Annotated in this window: 18 protein-coding genes; 12 read left to right on the top strand and 6 right to left on the bottom strand. The window is 34.0% G+C overall.

What is annotated here, in order from left to right; translation table 11 throughout:
• From PMOB_RS09165 to PMOB_RS09145, 5 genes are all read right to left on the bottom strand, one after another.
• Nucleotides 1–1,014, bottom strand: coding sequence for an ABC transporter ATP-binding protein (locus PMOB_RS09165; RefSeq protein WP_012209571.1), 1,014 nt, complete (start codon nt 1,012–1,014; stop codon nt 1–3).
• On the bottom strand, nt 1,007–1,996 hold the full coding sequence (locus tag PMOB_RS09160) for an ABC transporter ATP-binding protein (protein WP_012209570.1): 990 nt from the start codon (nt 1,994–1,996) through the stop codon (nt 1,007–1,009). The genes PMOB_RS09165 and PMOB_RS09160 overlap by 8 nt, the downstream gene beginning before the upstream one ends.
• A gap of 5 nt (nt 1,997–2,001) precedes the next feature.
• Nucleotides 2,002–2,877: an ABC transporter permease gene (locus PMOB_RS09155; protein WP_012209569.1), complete on the bottom strand. Its 876-nt coding sequence runs from the start codon at nt 2,875–2,877 to the stop codon at nt 2,002–2,004.
• Nucleotides 2,878–2,890: 13 nt separating this feature from the next.
• Nucleotides 2,891–3,898 carry an ABC transporter permease gene (locus PMOB_RS09150; protein WP_012209568.1) on the bottom strand — a complete coding sequence of 336 codons (1,008 nt, stop codon included), beginning with the start codon at nt 3,896–3,898 and terminating at the stop codon, nt 2,891–2,893.
• Nucleotides 3,899–4,004: 106 nt separating this feature from the next.
• Nucleotides 4,005–5,510 (bottom strand): ABC transporter substrate-binding protein, encoded by a 1,506-nt coding sequence (locus tag PMOB_RS09145; protein ID WP_012209567.1) that lies wholly within the window; start codon nt 5,508–5,510, stop codon nt 4,005–4,007.
• A 703-nt stretch (nt 5,511–6,213) separates the two neighbouring features.
• On the opposite strand from PMOB_RS09145, the gene PMOB_RS10345 reads away from it, so the two are divergent.
• From PMOB_RS10345 to purD, 6 genes are all read left to right on the top strand, one after another.
• Nucleotides 6,214–6,765 carry an amidophosphoribosyltransferase gene (locus tag PMOB_RS10345; RefSeq protein WP_049755314.1) on the top strand — a complete coding sequence of 184 codons (552 nt, stop codon included), beginning with the start codon at nt 6,214–6,216 and terminating at the stop codon, nt 6,763–6,765.
• Between the two features lie 238 nt (nt 6,766–7,003).
• Complete coding sequence (gene purM / locus PMOB_RS09135; protein WP_012209566.1) at nt 7,004–7,972, top strand: phosphoribosylformylglycinamidine cyclo-ligase; 969 nt, start codon at nt 7,004–7,006, stop codon at nt 7,970–7,972.
• A 27-nt stretch (nt 7,973–7,999) separates the two neighbouring features.
• Nucleotides 8,000–8,578, top strand: a complete 579-nt coding sequence (purN, locus tag PMOB_RS09130; protein WP_012209565.1) for a phosphoribosylglycinamide formyltransferase — start codon at nt 8,000–8,002, stop codon at nt 8,576–8,578.
• A 67-nt stretch (nt 8,579–8,645) separates the two neighbouring features.
• On the top strand, nt 8,646–10,172 hold the full coding sequence (gene purH / locus PMOB_RS09125; protein WP_012209564.1) for a bifunctional phosphoribosylaminoimidazolecarboxamide formyltransferase/IMP cyclohydrolase: 1,527 nt from the start codon (nt 8,646–8,648) through the stop codon (nt 10,170–10,172).
• Nucleotides 10,173–10,235: 63 nt separating this feature from the next.
• Nucleotides 10,236–11,879, top strand: coding sequence for a sensor domain-containing diguanylate cyclase (locus PMOB_RS09120; protein ID WP_012209563.1), 1,644 nt, complete (start codon nt 10,236–10,238; stop codon nt 11,877–11,879).
• Nucleotides 11,880–11,946: 67 nt separating this feature from the next.
• Nucleotides 11,947–13,185 (top strand): phosphoribosylamine--glycine ligase, encoded by a 1,239-nt coding sequence (gene purD / locus PMOB_RS09115; protein WP_012209562.1) that lies wholly within the window; start codon nt 11,947–11,949, stop codon nt 13,183–13,185.
• Between the two features lie 7 nt (nt 13,186–13,192).
• Here purD and PMOB_RS09110 read toward each other — a convergent pair whose 3' ends face one another.
• Entirely contained in the window at nt 13,193–13,543 is a 351-nt protein-coding gene (locus PMOB_RS09110; protein ID WP_012209561.1) for a hypothetical protein, read from the bottom strand.
• Nucleotides 13,544–13,790: 247 nt separating this feature from the next.
• On the opposite strand from PMOB_RS09110, the gene PMOB_RS09105 reads away from it, so the two are divergent.
• From PMOB_RS09105 to cas6, 6 genes are all read left to right on the top strand, one after another.
• Complete coding sequence (locus tag PMOB_RS09105; RefSeq protein WP_012209560.1) at nt 13,791–14,825, top strand: L-threonylcarbamoyladenylate synthase; 1,035 nt, start codon at nt 13,791–13,793, stop codon at nt 14,823–14,825.
• A gap of 47 nt (nt 14,826–14,872) precedes the next feature.
• Nucleotides 14,873–15,640, top strand: a complete 768-nt coding sequence (locus tag PMOB_RS09100; RefSeq protein WP_012209559.1) for a type III pantothenate kinase — start codon at nt 14,873–14,875, stop codon at nt 15,638–15,640.
• 14 nt (nt 15,641–15,654) lie between these two features.
• The gene (locus PMOB_RS09095) at nt 15,655–17,001 is read left to right on the top strand and encodes a B12-binding domain-containing radical SAM protein (RefSeq protein WP_012209558.1); all 1,347 of its coding nucleotides are present in this window, start codon (nt 15,655–15,657) and stop codon (nt 16,999–17,001) included.
• 116 nt (nt 17,002–17,117) lie between these two features.
• Entirely contained in the window at nt 17,118–17,372 is a 255-nt protein-coding gene (locus PMOB_RS09090) for a type II toxin-antitoxin system Phd/YefM family antitoxin (RefSeq protein ID WP_012209557.1), read from the top strand.
• A 141-nt stretch (nt 17,373–17,513) separates the two neighbouring features.
• Nucleotides 17,514–18,614 (top strand): ABC transporter ATP-binding protein, encoded by a 1,101-nt coding sequence (locus PMOB_RS09085; RefSeq protein WP_012209556.1) that lies wholly within the window; start codon nt 17,514–17,516, stop codon nt 18,612–18,614.
• Between the two features lie 83 nt (nt 18,615–18,697).
• The gene (gene cas6, locus PMOB_RS09080) at nt 18,698–19,483 is read left to right on the top strand and encodes a CRISPR-associated endoribonuclease Cas6 (protein ID WP_012209555.1); all 786 of its coding nucleotides are present in this window, start codon (nt 18,698–18,700) and stop codon (nt 19,481–19,483) included.
• The last annotated feature ends 3 nt before the right edge of the window (nt 19,484–19,486 follow it).

Here is a 19,486-nt window from a genome sequence, read left to right as displayed (position 1 = left end):
CTAAACGGCACTCTTTTCATATTCTGAATCATAGAGATGACAGGCAACTTCTTGGTTTTCAACATTTTTCAAAATGGGTTCTTTAATTTTACAAATTTCTTTTGCATACGGGCATCGAGGATGAAACCTACAACCTGTAGGGATGTTAACGGCACTTGGAACTTCCCCTTGAGGTATTATTCTTCTTTTCTTGCTCTTGGGGTCAGGTTCAGGAACGGCTGATATTAGAGCTTGAGTGTACGGATGTTTGGGTTTTGTATATATTTGCTCAAAATTTCCAACTTCGATAATTTTGCCCAAGTACATTACGGCGATTCTGTCACATATATATTTGGTTGTAGCTAAATCGTGTGTGATGAAAAGATAAGTCAGATCAAAATCGTTTTTTAAGTTGATCATCAGTTGCAACAATTGGGATCTAACAGAGACATCCAACATCGCAACTGCTTCATCCGCCACAACAAAAGTAGGCTTTAAGATCAAAGCTCTTGCTATTACAACCCTTTGCCTTTGACCACCAGATAAATCACGAGGATATCTATAATAATACTCACTTGCAGGTGATAACTGTACCCTTTCCAACATCTCCATAACAAGCTTTTGTCTTTCGGAATGGTCTTTGCCAATATTGTGTATTTCTAGAGGATGCATCACAGCTTCACCGATCCTCATATGAGGGTTCAAGGCTGCAAGTGGGTCTTGAAAGATTATTTGAATCTCTTTTCTTATGTGTTTTAATTCTTTTTTTGTTAATGTACTGATGTCTTTTTCTTTGAATAAAATTTTTCCTTCAGTGGGATCTTCTAACCTTGTAATCAGCCTACCTGTAGTTGTTTTCCCGCTTCCTGATTCACCAACTAAACCAAGAGTTTCACCTTTTTTTACTTCAAAATTAATCTCATCTACCGCCCTTACATATTTTGGTGGAGTTCTAGTTAAAACTTCCCCCACCGTTCTTTTTAGAGGAAAATATTTTTTCAAACCTTGAACTTTTAAGATTGTATTTTCAGTCATTAGTACCACCTACATTTACATTATTTAAATCTTGAGAATTTTCATAAAGCCAGCACTTAACTTCCGATCCTTCGATTAAAAAACTTGGGGGCTCCTGCTCATGGCAGATATCCATAGCGTACTCACACCGAGGGGCGAATCGGCATCCTTTTGGAGGTTTACCTAAATCTGGAGGACTTCCAGGAATATATTTTAAATCTTTGTCGTTGATATCTGTATTTGGGATTGAATCTAAAAGAGCTTTTGTATAAGGGTGCTTGGGATTGTAATAAATATTTTCCTTTGAAGATATTTCCACCAAATGACCGGCATACATTACTCCAATCTTATCTGCAAGTTGAGCAACTACACCTAAATCATGTGTTATAAGCAACATAGACATTTGATATTCATCCCTTAATTTATTCATCAACTCTATTATTTGTGCTTGAACTATGACATCCAAAGAAGTTGTTGGCTCATCAGAAATGACAAAGGACGGTTTTAAAACAAGACCTAGGGCGATCATCACCCTTTGTCTCATACCACCACTGAATTGAAATGTATATTGGTTCATCCTGCTTGGGTCTATTCCCACATCCTTTAGGACACCACCACCCATTTCTATAGCTTTTTCTTTAGATATATCGGGAAAATGAGCTCTTACAATTTCAACAAACAGGTCTTTGACTTTCATGATGGGATTGAGAGAAGTCATCGGATCTTGAAAGATCATGGTAATATCTCTACCACGAATTTCTCGCATTTGTTTTTCGTTCATTTTAATAATATTTTGACCATTTAATATAATTTCGCCGTACAATCGTGCATTTAACGGTAATATTTTCATTATAGCTTGTCCTAAGGTAGACTTCCCACAGCCCGATTCTCCCACTAGGCCCAGGGTTTCTCCGTCTTTTACCTTAAAACTAACATCGTCAACCGCTTTTATAATCCCTTCTTCACTTTTATAATAAACTTTCAGATTTTTCACTTCAAGCACTCTTACTACCTTCTTTCCCTAATTGTTGGATTCAGCATCTCGTTCAACCCTTCGCTGAACATGGAAAATCCTAGTGTAACAGTCATTATAGCAACACCGGGAAACGTCAAAGCCCACCAAGCACCACTCAAAATGAATCTTTGACCGTTACTTAAATCAAAACCCCAATCGGGAGTTGGAGGAGCTATGCCTAATCCCAAAAAGCTTAGTCCAGCTTCTGTCATTATGGCGTCTGCTAGGTTCATAGAAAGCACAACCACAACGGACGGAAGCACATTTGGAAGTATATACCTTCCCAAAATAGACAAGTTCGAAGCGCCTATAGCCCTTGCACCATCGACATAAAGTTCATTTTTTACTGAAGATACTTGATTCCTAATTACCCTAAAGTATGTGGGTATGTAAACAACGGCTATTGAAATAGCGATATTCATAATACCTGGTCCTAAAAATGCAGCTATCGCTATGGCAAGAATCAAACCTGGAAAAGAATATATAGCATCCATAACTATGGTCATTATTCTATCGAATATTCCGCCCACAAATCCAGATAATAAACCTAACGGTATACCAATAGCAGAAGCTATTGCCACAGAAACAAAAGCTATTGTTAAGGCTATTCTAGCCCCATAAACAACCCTACTAAATACGTCCCTACCGAGGTTGTCTGTTCCAAACCAAAATTCATTACTCGGAGGGGTTAAAGATCTTCCAACCCTTTCTGTAGGGTCGTAAGGAGCTATTTGAGGTGAAAAAATGGCTAAAAAAATGTAAAAAATTAAAATAACCATACCTATGAAGGTAAGCCATGCATTGGAACCTCTAAAGAATCTGGAGAAGCCCTTTCCAATCTTCGATGAAATGAATTTATGTTCTTCCAATTTTATACCCTCCTCAGTACCTTACTCTTGGGTCTATTAACGCGTTGATAATTTCTACTATGATGTTAATTATAATTACGAAAATTGCGAAAAAAACTATCGTTCCTTGAATGGCGGGAAAATCTCTGTATCTGATTTTCATGATGAGGTAACTCCCTATCCCTGGCCAAGAAAAAGTTGTTTCAGTTAAAACAGCTCCAGCCATCAATAGTGCGAGCTGTAATCCCATTACTGTTAAAATAGGAACTAAAGCGTTCCTTAAAGCATGCCTGTATAATATTCTATTTTCAGGTATACCCCTTGCTTTAGCAGATTTAACATAATCAGAGGTTAACGTTAGAATTGTATTATTCCTCACCATTCTTAAAAAAATACTTGAGATAACAAGGCCAAGAGTAATACCAGGTAACAACAAATGTTGCAGAACATCCCAAAAAGCAGTCCAATTACCTCTTAAAAGGGAATCCAGTAAAAACAAACCTGTAATTTCTTCGAATTGCACTGTAGCGCCGATCCTTCCGGCAATAGGTAGCCATTTCAACTGCATTCCAAAAATGAATTGCATCATCAAACCAAACCAAAATACCGGTACAGCATACATAAGCATCGAAAATCCTCTGGCAATTATATCTACGGGTTTGTCTCTTTTTTGTGCAGCTTTTGAACCCCAAAAGACCCCTATAACTACTGCTACAATAAACGCAAAAATCGTTAATTCAAGTGTTGCAGGAAATCTTTCTAAGATCTCATCAAGCACAGGCCTTCCCGTCATTGTTGAAGTTCCCAAGTCACCTTTGAACAGTCCCCCTACGTATTTAAAAAATTGAACCAATATGGGATCGTTAAGTCCTAATTCTGCTCTCCTGGCTTCAATAACTTCTTGAGAGGCTCTTCCACCTAACATTGCTGCAACGGGATCTCCGGGAATTATCCTAATAACAAAAAATATTACTACTAGGAGAACAAAAAGCATGGGAATAGCCAACAAGATCCTCACAATAATATAATTTCTCAGAGACACTTAGATCACCCTTCTTTTCTGAGGTTTGTTTTCTTAAAATTGCCCCGATTCTTAAAAAATCGGGGCAATTGTTTTAGTTTCAAACGTAAAAAAATTCTTAAGAAAATTATTCCTTGTAAAGCAAATAATATCTAAAAACTTGAGAAGGTTCTAACAAAATTCCTTTGATGTTATTTTGGGCAGCTACCGTTTCTACACCTTGCCAAAGCGAAACGTATGGTGCGTTGAACGCTAGATCTTGTTGGACCAATTTGTACAATTGGGATCTAACTTCCTGGTCAGTCGCTACTCTTGCCGCCCTCATTACACTTTCAGTTACTGGATTGACATAAAAACTACCCATCGATCTAGCCCCATTTTCACTTAAGAATGGCCAGAGGTAATCATCAGGGTCAATATAATCAGGATACCAACCTAATAAGAACATCCCCATGTTTCCATTTAAGAAATAATCAACATAGGTTGCCCATTCAGCATATTCTAAGTTGATATCGATAATTCCTGTTTTTTCTAAGGACTCCATTAAAACTTGGGCGACATCTGCTTCTGTTGTTCCATAATGAGTAGGGCTGTACCAAAGATCAACCACTAGTTTGTTTTTTTCGTCGTAACCAGCTTGATACAACAGTTGTTTTGCAGCCTCAAGATCCCCTTCTTGGAAGACATCTTCATGACTCCACATTCCCATTGGTACAAGTGAGTACAGTGGTGATGCCATATTCAAAAATACATCTTCAACGATTACATCTCTTTCCACAGCTAAGGAAATCGCTTGTCTTACCAATGGATCGTCGAAAGGTTCTTTCTGTGCATTGAATACTAGCATTCTGATTTGTGGACTTTCCCCCTGGATAACTTGAACATTTTTAGAACTTTTTAAATCTTGTATATCCCTTGGGTCTAAATGTCTGAATGCAATATCTATTTCACCCGTTTCCAAAGCTAATCTCAACGTTGCCGCGTTTTCGTAAAATAAAATGATGATCCTATCCGTTTTAGGTTTTTCACCGAAGTATTTGTCATTTGCTTGCAATGTAATTCTTACGTCTCTTATCCATTCGGTGACTTTGTATGGACCAGAAGCGGAAGGTGCCCCATCATAAAAACTATCTGCGGAGAATACGTTTGGATTGACAGGCCAACCAACAGTGTAACCTAATACTGATACAAAAGCAGAAAAAGGATAATCGAGAGTCACTTTGAAGATATAATCATCGACCACTTCGGTTGTTTTAACTATATCAGAAAGTAAGAATGCGGGATCTCCCCCAAGGTTTATAACCCTATCGAAAGAGAATTTAAAAATGGATGCATCTATAGGGGTCCCATCTTCGAAAACTACACCTTTTCGAACGTGGAAAAGATACTCTAATCCATCTTCAGATACTTCCCAACTTTCGAATAAATTTGGAACAATTTCCGTCGAATTAACCTTGTAATCTACTGGCCCAGCTAAAACATTTTGTAAAATATTACTAGAAAAGTAGTCATAACACAAAGCCGGGTCTAGAGTTCTAATTTTGTCTGTGGTACCAACAACTATAGTAGATTGTGCCCAAACTCCAACAAATAAAACCAACACAACAAATAAACTCACCAAATACTTTTTCATAAAATCCCTCCTCGTAAAATATGCTGATATGTAATACTTGAAAAACCCCTACTACAAAAACTTATGCTAATTATTTGCTGAACCAAAAACTAGTTTTACAAAAATATGAAAAAAATTTCATAGAAGTTCTTTTATTGACAAAAATTTCATAAATAATGTCTCAATTGGTAACTTAATTTAAATTGAATTAATTATCTCTATTATACAATTAATATCTTTAAGAGTCAAGTAACAATAAAAAAAATCAGCGATTGGTAACTTGAACCAGGAGATATTAGAAGATTGGATTTATGGGCTGAACATTTTTTGAGTTTTAAAGAGTTGCATTCTTAAATTAAGTTATTTTAAATTAACATAATATATAGGTAAGTTAATTGCTGAAAATATATCTCCTTCTTACTCACTACTTTTTCTTTTTACAGATAAAATCATTGCTTTTAGAGATCCTTTCGGATACAGACCGTTAAGTATTTGTGAAACTGAAAATGGAATTTATATAGCTTCGGAAGATAGTGCTTTCAAATTTTTTCCTCTTAGAAATGCTAAAATTAGAGAAATAAAGCCCGGTGAATTAATTGAAATAAAGGATGGAAAGATTAAAAGTCATTTAATATCTTCTAATAGTCCTAATAAGTTTTGCTTTTTTGAACACGTTTACTTCGCAAGACCCGATTCAAATATATTTGGTGATAACGTACACTTAATGCGTGAAAAGTTGGGAGAGTTGTGTGCAAAAGAGAATCCTGTGGATGCTGATATAGTTGTTCCGGTAATGGATAGCGGCTTTTCTGCTGCCTTAGGATATTCAAAAGCATCTGGTATTCCGTTAGAAATGGGGTTAATGAGAAACAAGTATGTTGGAAGAACTTTTATCGATCCAGATCTGCAAGAAAGAAAGTTGGGAGTCAGACGTAAACTTTTACCGATTAAAGAAGTTATAGACAACAAAAGAGTTATTTTAATAGATGATTCCATCGTAAGAGGAACAACGATGAAACATATAGTGAAGATGCTAAGGGAGAATGGAGCCAAACAAGTTCATATAAGAATAGCCTCTCCAATGGTAACTAATACGTGCCTTTGGGGGGTTGATATTCCTACGAAAGAAGAATTAATCTGCGCAACTAAAACGGTCGAAGACATTAGAAAAATTCTTAATGCAGATTCTCTTAATTTTATTACTTTGCCGAATTTACTTACTTCTTTAGGTGAAAAGGGAAAAAATTACTGCTTTCACTGTTTTATAAAAGATTAAAATTTTTTAAATTATTGGGTAGCGGGGCAAAGGGTCGATAACAAAGACTAAACAAGGCTTACATGAAAACCATGCAAACAATTAATAAAAAAATCTGCTTTTAAAAAGGGTCACAGGGCGGAGCTCTCCCCCAGCCAGTTTAAGGGACCGCAGGTCCCTTCATAAAAAGGGTGGGATGCGGGGCGAAGGGGAGCAAATATCATAGAAGACACTATAACCAAAATTTGGGAGGTAATCCATGTTTTATAAAAACTCAGGTGTAGATATAGACAAAGCTAACGAATCAATTAAAGAAATCAGATCTTTTATTGGCTCCAATATAGGTGCATATGCAGGGATATTTCCTTTGAAAGATGTGCTACCTAATTATAAAAATCCTTTTTTAGTAGCTACTTCCGATGGAATAGGTACAAAGCTTCATTTGTTAAAAAAGTATGGAAGATGGGATATAGCTGCACAAGATTTGGTGGCTATGAATTTAAACGATTTGGTTTGCATGGGTGCAAAGCCTTTATTTTTTTTAGATTATTTCTCTACATCACACTTAAATAAGAATAATTTTGTCACTTTCATTCGGCATTTAAAAAATATTTTAGATGAATATGAGTGTGTTCTTTTAGGTGGAGAAACAGCCGAACTACCTGGTGTTTTTAAAAACAAGAGTGAAGATATCGCTGGTTTCGCCGTTGGAATAGTTGAAAAAGATAATATATTTGACTATTCAAAGGTAGAGCCAGGTGATAAGCTTATCGGTCTTTCTTCTTCTGGGATACATTCAAATGGCTATTCTTTGGTTAGAAAATTACTGGATGAAAGAAAAATTACCTTCACAGAAGAACTTTTAAACCCTACAAGAATATATGTTAAACAAACTTTAACGTTGATTAATTATATAAAAGGTGCTGCTCACATAACGGGCGGGGGAATAATCGATAACTTGCCCAGAATAATCCCTGATGGTTGTTGTGCAGATATAAAGGTTAATTGGGAGATTCCTTCTGTCTTTGAAAGTATTAAACAGTCAGGTGTCTCTGATGAAGAAATGTTCAAAACCTTCAACATGGGTATCGGTATGATTTATGTTGTTTCTGAAGACAATCTTTCTGAAGTTACAAAAATATTGGAATCTGTTTTGAAGGAAGATTTTTTCATTATTGGAGAAGTGAAGATGGCAAACGATTCAAACCAAAAAGTTAGGATCATTTAGTAAAAACGTTTTTAGGAGCGATATACTGTGAAAAAGATAGTAATTTTAGCCTCAGGTAACGGGACAAATTTTGAAGCTATATGTAAATATTTTTCGAAATCTGAAAAAATTAGTATAATTAAATTGATAACGGATAACAAGGAAGCTCAGGTAGCAGAAAGAGCAAAAATATTGGGAATAGATTATGAAATAATAGATTATAGCACTTTCAAATCAAAAAAAGAGTTCAATGATTATCTTTTTGATCGTTTGAAAGCTCTAGATTTTGATCTAATGGTACTAGCAGGATACATGAGAATCTTACCAAGCTACATAGTTAGATATTATGACAATAAAATAATAAATATTCATCCTTCTCTCTTACCTAAGTACCCTGGTGTACGTTCAATAGAAAGGGCATATAATAATAAAGAAGAATACACAGGAATAACGATTCATTACGTTGAAGAGGAAGTTGATGGTGGGAGAATCATATTACAAAAAAAGTTAAAAGTAGACAAAAATTGGGACCTTGCAAAGTTAGAGGAAGAAATTCATAAGTTAGAACATCAATATTATCCTCAAGTAATTGAGAATCTCTTGAGCAATTCCGATGAAGATAGCTAAAGATTGAAGGGGCGATGAATAAAGTTTATAAAGGATAATTTATAAAAATAACATGGGAGGTATTAGAGTGATAAAAAGAGCATTGTTAAGTACTTACAAAAAAGAAAAAGTAGTCGATTTCGCGCAAACTCTTCAAGAACTTGGAATTGAAATTATTTCAACGGGTGGAACCGCTAAGAAACTTCAAGAGAACAGCATCGAAGTTACCCCCGTTGAAGAAATCACCAATTTTCCTGAGATATTAAATGGAAGAGTTAAAACTTTGAATCCTTTTATACAAGGAGGTATTCTTGCAAGAAGAGAGAATAAGCAAGATATGGAAACTCTAGAAAATTTAAAAATAGAGCCAATAGATCTCATTTATGTTAATCTTTATCCATTTGTAGAAGTAGCTAACAAACGCGATGTTGACATGAATGAGTTGATTGAATTTATAGATATAGGCGGACCAACAATGATAAGATCTGCGGCGAAAAATTACAAAGATGTAATTGTAGTAGTAGATGAATCTGATTTGGAACAAATATCCGCTAAATTAAAGACACCAGAAGAGTTAGATGAGAATTATAGATTGTACTTAGCTTCAAAAGCTTTTAATTTGACCGCCTTTTATGATAGTTGTATAAGTAATTATCTAAATGCTCAATTAACAAATAAGGATGATTTTCAAGAATTTTTAACGGTTCCATTTGAAAAAAGTTATGAAATGAGGTATGGTGAAAATCCTCATCAAAGTGCCATTTTTTATAAAAATACTTTAACTTCTGGGGCTATGACTTCATTTGAACAATTAAACGGGAAAGAGTTATCCTTTAACAATTTGAGAGATGCAGATTCTGCATGGAAAGCGGTGAATGAATTTGAAGATACAGCATGTTGTTGTTTAAAACACAGTTCTCCTTGCGGTATTGCTTTGGGAGATAGTGTTATAGAAGCATACCAGAAGGCTTATTCATGCGACCCTGTTTCAATATTTGGTGGAATAGTTGCTTTTAACAGGAAAATTGATGTTGAAACAGCACTTGAGCTAAAGAAAATATTTCTTGAGATAATAATGGCTCCAGAGTACGATGAAGAGGCTTTAGATATTTTAAAAGAGAAAAAGAATTTAAGAATTTTGAAGATGAATTCTAAGCCTATTGATACGTATGAATATGTATCAGTTGATGGAGGGATTCTCGTTCAAGAAGTTGATAAACGGGTTATAAACGAATTTGAGGTTGTAACAGAAACTAAAGTATCAGAAGAAATCAAAGAAGAACTTTTGTTTGCATGGAAGGCGGTAAAACACGTAAAATCAAATGCAATAGTGGTTTCAAAAAACAAGGCTACCACAGGCATAGGGGCTGGCCAACCCAACAGGATTTGGGCTGCTACGCAAGCTCTAGAAAGAAGTAAGGATAAAGGAGGGGACGTTTTAGCTTCAGATGCCTTTTTCCCTTTTAGCGATGTGGTAGAAAAGGCTGCAGAATATGGAATAAAAGCGATAATCCAACCTGGAGGATCAATCAGAGATGATGAGTCTATTCAGGCGTGTAGCAAATATGGAATAGCCATGGTATTTACGGGAATGAGACATTTCAAACATATATAATTTGTTTAAATTTTTAGTATACAAAGCACCCATTTTTTGGTATACTATTAATGGGTGATTAAAATGAATGTAAAAATAAAATCTCTTATTTTACTAGGAATTACAATCTTTTCTTTTTATTTTTTAAGGGTAGATTTTGAAAGTATTGCTCTTTTAGATGCTTTAATGGTAATAGCATTAACTGCTATTTCTGATAATATAAGGGTTTATTGGAATTACAGCAATAGGTTGGTCTCTAACACCGTGGGTTTTGTATATGCTTTTATATTGGGGCCGCAATATATTTTAATTTCCTCTTTGGTCATTCTTTTGAGTAAAACAAAACATCAAGAAATAAGTAGAAAGTTATACAGGACTCTCGTGTTCTCCACGAGCTATTCTTTGGCTGCTTTGATTTCTTATAGATTCAGTCCACCTCTTTCTATATTTTTATTTTTGACTATTTCGAAAATTATTAACACCATTATAGTTGAAGGTAGAAAAAATTTTGATTTTTCAGTGTTTATTTATGAATATCTTTACTTTTTGAGTCTTTTACCATTTTCTTACTTGTATTTACAATTCGGGTTTTCGCCTTTTAAGTACTTAATAATTTCTGTGAACTTATTGATACTAATGCTTTTTTATCTGATAATTAAAACGAGAAACGATAAAAACGATGAGATTTTGAGAACCCAAAGAATACGAAAATTAAACGATGTGATTGTTAATTTAAGCAAGGTTATCAGGCAACTTTCCTTGAAGGTATCCTCCGAAAAAATTCTCGATCAAATAGCAGAAATAATGCAGAAAAATATGGGTTATGCATATGTTCTTATCAGTTTGTTTAATTATCAGAATAATAAAGTTGAAAGAATAGCACATCGAGGTCTAAAAGAAGAAATGTTTGAAAAAATTAAAGGTCAAGAGGTTCCTATATCTGAAGTTCTTAAATTTATGGATGAAAAATATAATTATAAAGATACCTACTTTATTCCTCACGCTGATAAAATAAGCGAAACTTATACTTATCAACCTAGGGATGAAGTGAGCATAGATTATTTAGAAGATAATCAGAATTTATGGGATCCTGATGATTTATTGCTATTAGCTTTGAGAGATGAAAGAAACAACATTATAGGGTATATATCTTTGGATTCTCCAGAAAATAATTTAAGGCCGTCTAAAGAGGAGTTGAACATTTTATCGGTTTTCGCTCAGTTAGTCTCACTGGCGTTGGAGCATTCACAAAAATTCATGGAGATTAGAGACCAAGCCGAGAGAGATAGTTTAACGGGACTTTTTAACCATTCTAAATTATTTTCTGATTTGGAAGATTTTGAAAAAAATGAAGAGAAAATTTGTGCTGTATTTATAGATTTGGATGATTTCAAGGACATAAACGATAAATATGGCCATAAGTTTGGTGATGATGTTCTTGTTAAATTTTCTCAATTAATATTGAATACTGTTAGAAATAAAGACAGGGTTTATAGATATGGTGGAGATGAATTTGTAATTTTATTTACTGGTATTTCAACAGAGATTGGTATAAAGATTATAGAAAGGCTCTATGATGTGCTAAAAGTTTTTCAACCAAAGATCAGTTTTAGTGCGGGATTAAGTACTTGTGATGAAGTAATTAATAATTATAAAGAGATCGTTGAAATTGCAGACAGAAAAATGTATCTATCAAAAAATCAAGGTAAAGGTAATTTGATGGTTTAGTAGATCTTACTTTTTGTAGACATAAAACGAGGGTGGTTATTTTTTTTGTAACAGGAGGAAAAAAATAATGAAAGTATTAGTAGTAGGCAAAGGTGGTAGAGAACACACAATCGCTTGGAAGTTATCTCAAAGTAAAGATATAGAAAAAGTGTTTGTGGCCCCTGGTAATGATGGTATATCAATTGAAAATAAATGTGAATGTTTAAAAATAGAATCTATCAAAGAAATTTTGAATTTTGTTAAAAATAACAATATAGATATAACGATAGTAGGTTCGGAAGAGTATTTGGCTAATGGAATAGTCGATAAGTTTGAGGAGTCAAATTTAAAAATAATCGGTCCCAGCCAAAATGCCGCCCAATTAGAAAGCAGTAAGATATTCGCAAAGAGTTTCATGAAAAGGCACAACGTTCAAACTGCATCTTTTAATACATTTATTGAGTTAAAAGATGCCCTTGAATATTCCAAAAAAGCTTCGTATCCATTGGTAATAAAAGCCGATGGTTTAGCGGCAGGTAAGGGTGTTTTTATATGTAATTCTTATAAAGATTCTACCCAAGCTCTTAATGAACTTATGAAAGAAGAAAAATTCGGTGAAGCTGGTAGAAAAATTGTTGTTGAGGAATATTTAAAAGGCTTTGAAGCCTCTGTTTTTTTGCTGATGGATGGTCGAAATTACAAATTTTTTAACGTTTCGAAGGACCATAAGAAGTTGTTGGAAAAAGATCAAGGCCCAAATACTGGAGGGATGGGAGCAATTACACCTCATCCTGACGTTGATGAAAAATTAACAAAGATAATATTTCAAAAAATCATAAACCCAACTATCAAAGGTTTAGAAGAAGAGGGTTTATTGTACAAGGGATTCTTGTACATAGGTTTAATAATTGAAAATGATGAACCCTTTGTATTGGAATACAATGTGCGTTTAGGAGACCCAGAAGCCCAATCGATGCTTTATTTATTAAAATCTGATTTTAGTGATATCATAAACGACATAGAAGAAGAGAGAGTTAACACTACCAATATTGAGTTTTATGATGGCTTTTCTTTTTGTCTTGTGCTTAGTAGCGAAGGTTACCCTTTTTCCTATGCGAAAGGTGAAAGAATCACAATTAAACCTGAAATAACTTCGAAAATCTTTTATTCTGGTGTTAAAAAAGATGGTGAAGATTTACTTACCAACGGTGGTAGGGTATTATCGATAGTAAATAAAGCAAATACATTAGAAGAGGCACGAAATATTGTTTACGAAGAAGCAGAAAAAATTCATTTTAAATCAAAGTATTATAGAAAGGATCTCTAGTGAGTGTTTAACCACTTCTGTTAATTTTGTGACGACTTAAGGACTCCTCGATCTTGAGATATCCTTTTTTCATAGCTTTTTTACTCACCTGAACGTTGAATTGATCGCCTTTGATTTTTTTCATCTTCTCCTCTATACTTTTTGAACGCTCAGAATCTTTTTTTAAGATTTTTTCAAGGACGTTTTTTACGGCGAGTTCGTTTTTAAATGGTTCCAATTGTTTCAGTAGTTCCAATCTTTCTTCTAGCGTTTTAGAAAAAATTTCAAAATTATCGTTCTCTAGCGAATCATCTAGCATATTTTCCTTTTTGTTTATTTTACTTATTAATTCTTCTATTACGGTCTTTTGAGTATTCATTTATAACCCACCTTTTCTCTTTCTTTTGCTTTTAACGGCACTTAGCCCCCGCTCTCCATCCAACGTGTACTTTTTGAATTATACCACATTTAGCTTTACTACAAGAAAAAAGTCGAATATTTGTATTTAGAGACATTTAACAGAGATTAGAGGTCATTATGATCGATTATTTCACTTTTTTGATGTTTTCTTGTATAATATAAGTTGAAGGTATTTTTATTTGCCAAATGGAAAAGGAGAATTCATTATGGAAACCAAAGTTATCGACGTGGATCCATTAAATATCGAAGAGGAAAAAATTAAAGAAGCAGCTCAAGCAATCAAAGAAGATAAAACAGTCGTTTTTCCTACTGAAACGGTTTACGGTTTGGGGGCAAATGGTCTTTCAGAAAATGCCGTGAGAAAGATTTTTGAAGCTAAAGGTAGACCTTACGACAATCCTTTGATACTCCATGTATCAAACGTTAGATCTTTTTTAGAGTATACTTATATCTCTTATGCTCTTTTAGAAAAAATAGAAAGGTTATTACCAGGTCCGATTACTTTTGTATTGAAAAAACGGGAGGTTGTTCCAGATATTGTGACAGCTGGAAAAGACACCTTGGCTATTAGAATGCCCGCCCATCCTGTAGCTTTAAAATTGATAGAGTACGCTGAAGTACCAATTGCTGCACCAAGTGCTAATATTTCAGGTAAGCCTAGTCCAACAATGTCGGAACATGTTTTAAAGGATATGCTTGGGAAAGTTGACTATATAATTATTGGAGGTAAAGTAGAGTTTGGAGTAGAATCGACGATAATTGATTTAACTCAAGGAAAGATACCAATAATATTACGGCCAGGTCCCATTCCACCTGAGAAATTAAAAGAGATTTTTGGAGATATTATTATTCCTGATTTTGTATATGGAAAAATAGAACCGGACTATATAAAATCTCCGGGTATGAAATACAGGCATTATGCTCCTAACACCCCTGTTATTTTGGTTGAACATGATGATGCAAATACTATGGTAAAAAAGGTTTTAGAGGAAGTGAAAAGTTATAACAATCCTTTAGTTCTCTGCCTGAAAGAACATGTTGGATATTATAAAGATCATAATATTAATTTTGACACTATAGGTAGTGAATCAAATTACTATGAATTTGCGGTTAAACTTTTTGAAATGTTAAGAAAATACGATGAAAAAGTTGATGCCATGATTATCGAAGGTATAGAAGATAAAGGTATAGGTATAGCAGTCATGAATCGTCTAAGGAAGGCAGCCTACCATATATTATGAAGAGACGCCCCCAAAGGGGTTCAAGGTAAAGAAAGGAAGGGGTAAAATTGGAACTTTTATTTGATGTCGGTAACTCTTATACGATGGTTGGGATACACCAAGATGGTAAGTTTTTGACTTGGAGAATTGGACCAAGTAGCTTTGAGTCGGAGGATGGTTTATTTGTTATCATTTCAAATTTATTAAATCGGGTAAATGTTGATTTAAACAAGATAACCTTGGCAGGCATTTCTTCTGTGGTTCCCAATGTAAACTTTATTTTAGAACAGATGCTAAAAAAATATTTTAATGTTGAAATTATTTTTGTTGGTACGAAGAACAAAATTAATAATATAGCATATTTAGTAGATTATCCCAAAGAAGTTGGTGCGGATAGAATATGTAACGTTATTGCATGTAAACAAGAATATGGTGACAACGTAATTGCTCTAGATTTTGGGACCGCTATAACCGTAGATGTCTTAGAAGGAGGGAATTTTGTTGGTGGTGCGATAATTCCTGGATTTAAGACCGCTATAGGTGCATTGTTTTCTAGAACTGCCCAACTTCCGAAGGTAGAGATAAAGATTCCTGAATACCATTTGGGGAAAAATACTATCGACAATATTCAAATAGGGGTAATAAAAACAACGTTATACGGGATAGAGAGACTTATAGACGAAATAAAAAGAGAAAGGAACAAAGATTTTGTCGTTGTAGCAACTGGGGGAGATATGAGTTTCCTTTCGAGTAAAATATCTATTTTCAAGCATTACGACCCTTATTTAACATTAAAGGGAATATTATATTATTCAAAAGAAATCAAGAAATTGTGATAGGAGGCAACGATTTGAACTTCTTGGTTGTTAATCCTTGGATCTACGATTTTGCAGCATATGATTTTTGGCTTAAGCCCTTAGGGTTGTTATACATAAGTGAGGTACTAACTTATTTAGGTCACAGCGTAACTTTTATCGATCTGCTAAACAGGCATGATGATGATTTAATTTCAAAATATCCTCCAAAAGATAAAAAGTACGGAACTGGTAAGTTTTATAACGAAGGCGTTGAAAAGCCGGATATATTAAAGAATATTCCAAGAAAATTTAAAAGGTATGGATTACCTTTAAAATTGTTTGAAAGTAAATTAGAAGCTATAAAAAAACAGAACAAAGTTGATGCAATTTTGGTGGGAATCACTTTAACATACTGGTACTACGGTGGAGAAAAAACTATCGAAATTTTGAGAAATTTCTTCCCGTCAACTCCTATCTTTTTAGGTGGAATTTATTCAACTTTGTATACAAAGCATGCAGAAGATAATTTTTCCAAATTTGGAGTCAATATTTCTCCAGGAACAGGTATGTCTCCTTTAAAGACAGTTTTGGAAGTACTAAACGAAGATACCATAAAATTAGATAACTTCAACTGGTTTGAAGAAATCGATCTTACCTACGATTTTTATGCTTCTTATTTGACTTATGTTGTTCTAGTTTCTTCAGTAGGTTGTCCCTTTCACTGTACGTATTGTGTAACTCCTAAGATGTGGAAATTTCAATATAGAAGTATAGACAAAATAATAAATAATATAGAGTATGTTCTTAAAAAAAGACCCTATGTAAAAGATATCGTTTTTTTTGACGATGCGTTTTTATTAAGAAAAGATATTAAAGAATTGTTGAAGTACCTTTCTAAATTTGACGTTCGATATCATTTGCCCAATGGTATACATGCCCGACGTGTTGATGATGAAATAGCTTTGTTATTGAAAAAAGCAAATTTTAAAACGATAAAGCTGGGATACGAAAGCTATGATTTTAATATTCAAAAAGGGACAGGGTTTAAGGTAACTAATAACGATCTTGTAAAAGCGGTTACATGTCTGAAAAATGCTGGTTTTGATATGAACGATGTTTATGCTTACGTCTTGGTAAATCTACCATCTCAGAATAAGAATGATGTAATACAAGCTGTTGATTTCTGCCATTCGCTCGGAATAAAGGTGAATTTAAACGAATTTACTCCAATTCCTGGCACGGTTGAATACGAAGAACTTGTTAAAAAAAATGCTATATCTTCAAATATAGATCCTTTGCTTCTAAACAACACAATTATCCCTTATTGGTCGAATTTTGGCCTTTCTATTGCCGATATTGAAGAAGTAAAAAGATATACCAAAGCCAAATATATCAATTAGATGAGATTATTTGGCATTAGAATGAATTAGAATTGATTATGCCCAAAAATCTTTAAATTCCTTGGGTTGACAAATTAGAATAAATTGACTATAATTATAGTCAAGGGGTGTGAGATATGTATTTAAAAGACTTTACTTTTTATAGCTTAGCCGAAGCGAAAGCAAAATTATCTCAAGTTGTTGATGAAGTTGAAAACAAAGACATTGTTATTACCAAGAATGGTGTACCAAAGGTTGTTTTATTAGATTATGATAAATTTGTTAAGCTCATGGAATTCGTCGATGAAGTGAGAGATATTTCTCTTTTTGAGATAGAAAACGTAGAGGAATATCATCGGATTAAGGACTTTTTTAAAGATTTTGATTACTGAGTTCATCATTCTTTTTGGTTGACTCTGCAGGTATGGCATAGACTCTTTTTTCCTTATGGGTGGCTGCGAGGCGAAGGGGCGCTAACACAAGTTTTAGTGTTATTAAAGACAGAATAAATTAAAAGATGGAGGTGTACTTTAATGGCTCAAGTTGTATTAGAAAAGGTTAACAAGGTTTATCCAAACGGATTTCACGCAGTAAAGGATGTAGAATTTGAAATAGAGGATAAGGAATTCCTTGTATTACTTGGACCTTCAGGATGTGGGAAAACTACTACTTTAAGGATGATCGCGGGATTAGAAGACATTACTGAAGGAACAATAAAAATAGACCAAAAAGTTGTAAATGATGTGGAACCAAAGGATAGAGATATTGCGATGGTTTTCCAAAATTATGCCCTTTATCCACATATGACTGTTTACGATAATATGGCTTTTGGATTGAAATTGAGAAAAACCCCTAAAGACGAAATTGAAAGGAGAGTTAGAAACGCCGCAAAAATTCTCGGGATCGATCATTTGCTAGATAGAAAACCAAAACAGTTATCAGGGGGACAAAGACAGAGGGTAGCAGTTGGTAGAGCCATAGTAAGGGATCCTAAAGTTTTCTTATTTGATGAACCTCTTTCAAACTTAGATGCAAAACTAAGGGTGCAGATGAGAGCCGAACTTAAGAAACTACAAAAAAGGTTGGAAGCTACTATTGCTTACGTTACACATGACCAAGTGGAAGCTATGACTATGGCTGACAAAATTGTTATAATGAATGAAGGATTAATTCAACAGGTTGGTGGACCTTTTGATGTATACAATAACCCAGCTAACATTTTTGTTGCTGGATTTATTGGGACGCCTCCAATGAATTTCTTGAATGTAAAAGTAGCTAGAAATAACGGCATTTGGTTCAAATCAGAAGGAATATCTATAAAAGTACCAGATGATAAAGCCCCTTTACTTGAAAATTATATAGATAAGGATGTTATATTTGGTGTTAGACCAGAAGATATTTATGACAAAAATTTTTTCGAAGGTGCTGAAGAAACTAATATTTTAAAAGCTCTCGTTGACGTTGTTGAACCTTTGGGGAGTGAGACTTTACTCCATTTAACGATTGCTGGACAATCTATGACTGCAAAGGTAAGTCCTCAAACGCGAGCAGAATCTGGACAGAATTTTGAAGTCGCAATTGATTTAAAAATGATACATGCATTCGATAAGGAGACCGAACAAGCTATATTTTAATTTCTTTGAGTCAATAAACCCTTTGTGCGTTTGTCACAAAGGGTTTTATCTAAAGACTTATTATTAATATTGGGGGGATTCTATTGGTCATTAAGTTAGTTTTTGGAGCTCTAGAAGGCGACAAAATCGATCTTCCTGTTCATTACAATAGACCTTTGCAAGGATTGTTTTACTATTTAATGTCAGATACTGTACCTAAGTACCACGATTTAGGAACAAGGTCTGAAGATAAGAAGTTGAAGCTTTTCACTTTTTCAAGGATTTACCCCTATAGTTCTTTTAAAGTTGAGAATAGAAGGATGATTTTTAAAGGTTTATTCAATATTTACTTCGCTTCCCCAATTGATAAATTAGTAGAGGCGGTTTTACATTCTTTAAATGAACAAAAGGTCGTGAGAATCGAAAAAAATTATTTTACTTTGAGGAAGTATGAAGTTATTCAAAATGAAGTGGATGAAGAAATGCTTGTTAAAACTTTATCGCCCATTACAGCATATTCAACTATCGTCCTACCAAACGGAAATCGTTATACTCATTATTTTTCTCCCTATTCATCAGATTTTAAAAAATTGATAGAAGAAAACCTCAAAAGAAAAGCTTCAGCATTAGGTATTGTAATAAAAAACAATAATTTTTATATTGAACCTTACGGTATAACGGAAAAAAATGAGAAATTACTTTTTTACAAAGATATTATCATAAAAGGATGGACTGGATATTTCATTTTAAAAGGTGAAACTCAATTGTTGAAATTAGCGCTTAATTCAGGATTGGGAGCAAAAAATGCACAAGGTTTTGGAATGATCCTTTCTGTTGAAAAGAATTCTATAAGAGAAAGAAGTTTTCTGGAACTTGCAGAAGAAGGCTGAAAT

It is taken from the genome of Petrotoga mobilis SJ95, assembly GCF_000018605.1.
GTDB classification, from domain to species: domain Bacteria; phylum Thermotogota; class Thermotogae; order Petrotogales; family Petrotogaceae; genus Petrotoga; species Petrotoga mobilis.
This window is presented reverse-complemented; position numbering and strand designations above follow the sequence as displayed.